This window comes from Psychrobacter sp., assembly GCF_018260395.1.
Lineage (GTDB): Bacteria > Pseudomonadota > Gammaproteobacteria > Pseudomonadales > Moraxellaceae > Psychrobacter.
In genome coordinates, this window is record NZ_JAGLBC010000196.1 from 1 (window position 1) to 3,182 (window position 3,182).

The following is a 3,182-nucleotide window of genomic DNA, read 5'->3' on the forward strand; positions in this document are numbered from 1 at the left end:
TTTTGTAACGTCTCTTCTTTATCATGAGGAGCCAATACGGCCTTGCTACTTGGCTTATCTTTAAGATAAGTGGTTGCCACACGCTTTAAGTCATCTAAAGTAACGATTAAAATATTAGCACGCATTTTCTGTTGCCAAGCTTCACCACGGTCGTGTAAATCGGCAAAGCAGGACTTAACTGCTTCTCCAGCTGGCGAGCCTGGTTTATCCATTCCAGAGATAATCCCTAATATAGCCTCTTCTAATTGTTCAGGCTTTTGGGGCTCATTCAATAACCATTTCACACTTTGCTCAAAGTGTTCAAAAGTCTCTGCGCAATGTGGATCACGGTAGCTAAAGAATTTAAAGGCACATGCATTGGCATCATATCCAGCGCCGCCTCCATAAGCACCACCTCGTTCACGAATGGCACCATGCAGGTAGCCATTACGTAAGTAAGGCGCCAATACCATTAAAGCAGCTGTGTCAGGATGATCAGCAGGCACAACAGGATAAGCCGCCGCATTATGATAGACATTAGTGGCCACTAGCCATGCCATGTCTTCTGCTTGTCTATCGGCAGTAAGGTTCGGCTGCGCACTACCACGTTCAAGCTCAAGCTGGGTGTATTCAGTAGGAATGCTTTTTCGTAACTCCTGACTGTCCTGCTCTACCTTATTTGTATATAGTGACTGCACCCAATTTTTCTCAATTAAATCCTTGAGGCGTTGCGTCTGTTCAGGCTCACATACTATCAAGGCCTGTTTTGGCAAACTTGCCATACGTTTATGTAATACCAAAAGCGCACTACATAACTCATCCCATTTGCTATCATCTTCATCAGCATTGCCTAAAAAGTCTTTTAGCGCATTTAACGCCGGTAAACCACTACGCACATACTCAAGCTCAGCTTGACGGCTCATGCTACGACTGGCCGTTTGCATCGCATACGCATGACCTGAGCTTGCCAAACGTGACTGCCATCCTGCTCTTCTTTGCTGCAATAATTCTTTGATGCGGTCTTGCTCAGTAAAAATACTGTGCTCTAAAACCTGTTTAACCAAGTCTATGGCTTCAGGTTTACGGTTTAGAGCACGAGTCGCCACCACAAAATAGCTAGACAATAGATCTGGATCATGAGGCGATGTTCGCTGACTTATACGCGCAGTGACTCCAGAAGAATGAGCAGCTTGCAGGGCCTGAAAATCACGCGCTGCTAAAGTATCGGTACCAAGTTCAGACAATAAACCTAGGTATATAGGTAATAGCGGATGATTAATTAGGTCATCTTGACCAGCCAGTGGCATTATAATTTGGTAATAATATAAGCCGTTGGTACCCGCTTCATATTGATATAACACACTATCATCACCTGCAAGCTTAATGGCTACCTGCTTACCATAGGTAAAGCTAATGGCATCAGGCACATCTTCTAGACCTACTTTTGGTAGTAGACTCAAATCATCTTCAGCAGCTTGACGCGCTGTTAATTGTGCCATTTGCTCTTTGATAGATTGTTTATCCGCTTCAGTTAAGGTCGCTTCTATGGCATCTAAGCGGGCCTGCTCGGCCTCAGCTAATTTAGCAGATTTAGTAGCATCGGGTACTAAAGTAACACGCACACGATGCGGATTGTGAATCAAATGCTTCTGCAATAACCCTGGCAACCATGTAGGATCTTTCACCTGCTCACGTAACCACTGCAAATGGTCATCAACTTGCCAAATATCAATTGGGTTACCATCGTGAATAGCGGTACTAAAGCCTTCTAACATTAAGTTTAGGCCGTAAGGAATACTATCACCGCCGATGTGACGCTGATCAATCTCGATCTGATGCAAGATAGTTTCAATGGCTTCTGGATCAATTTCGCTCTCAGCTACTTGTTGCAATAATTGTAGGATACCCTGCTCAATCTCATCAGCATGTTCTGCTTCAGAACCACGAACACCAGCATAGAACACCATTTCAAAATGACTGTCATCTAACCCTAATAAGGGGCTTGGACCAATTGCCAACGGATGGCTATCTAAATAAGCCCTTAATGGTGAGCCTGCATGCTCAATAAGAATCCCTTCTAATAAACGTAATGCCAAACGTTGTCTTGGGTCAGTAATTTCTGGAAGTAACCATGCCATAGCATGATGGGTCTGCGCCTTATCAATCTCATCTACCGTGTAGGTTTCTATTACCTGAATAGGTGCACTTAGTCGGATTTCATGGCGTGATTGATGTTTTTTACCTTCGCCAAATTGGGCTAAGGCGTCATCATGTAGCTTGGCCTGTGTTTGTTGAACAGGGATATTACCAAAGCTCATTATTACACTATTAGAGGGATGATAATGACTGTGGTGAAACTCAACTAACTCTTGATGGGTTAAATCAGGAATATCTGCAGGATCACCCCCTGAGTTATAGTGATAAGTCGTTGTCGGGAATAAATGATGGGCAACGCTATGATATAACTGATCAATCTCAGCACTCATCGCGCCCTTCATTTCATTAAATACAATACCTTTAAACTGTGGCTTATCGTTTTCATCCAACTCAATACGTATACCCTCTTGAGCAAAATCTAGAGGATGTAAATTGGGAAAGAATGAAGCATCTAAATACACAGACAATAAATTGAAATAGTCGTTCTTATTTTGGGTAGCAAAAGGATAAGCTGTCCAATCCGCCGCAGTCATGGCGTTCATAAAAGTGTTCAATGAGCGTTTGATCATTGAAAAGAAGGGATCACGTACAGGATATTTAGCCGACCCACATAGTGCAGTGTGTTCAAGAATATGGGCCTCGCCCTTTGAGTCCATAGGCTGAGTACGAAATCCTACAAGAAATGCATTTTCATCACTAGGGTGTGCCAAGTGATAATGCATGGCTCCGGTTTGTTTGTGCTTGGAAATTAAAACATCTAACGACAACGCTTCAATTTTGCGGTGTTGAATAAATTCAAAACTTGGGTGAAGGGTCAAATCTGGCGCTGCATTAACTTGGTTCATATGTTTGCTCGTATTGTTTATTGTCTTATTGTTGGCTATATTTTAATCATTGGCTATGGGCTAAAAAATGTTTTTGAATTGCACATTATAAAATTAGCTTTAATACAGCTCATTACTGGGTCATCCATGAAATGACACCCAAAACGGCTTAATTAAAAATACTGATATAAGTTAATGGAGTCATTTGTGGTTTTTTAAAGT

The 3,182-nt window shown here is 42.3% G+C and carries 1 protein-coding gene; it reads right to left on the reverse strand.

Annotated elements, in window-relative coordinates; all coding sequences use genetic code 11:
• Window positions 1-2,981 (reverse strand): insulinase family protein (locus QZ265_RS10345; protein WP_296405904.1); only part of this gene is annotated, 2,981 nt, incomplete at its 3' end.
• Between the last annotated feature and the right edge of the window lie 201 nt (window positions 2,982-3,182).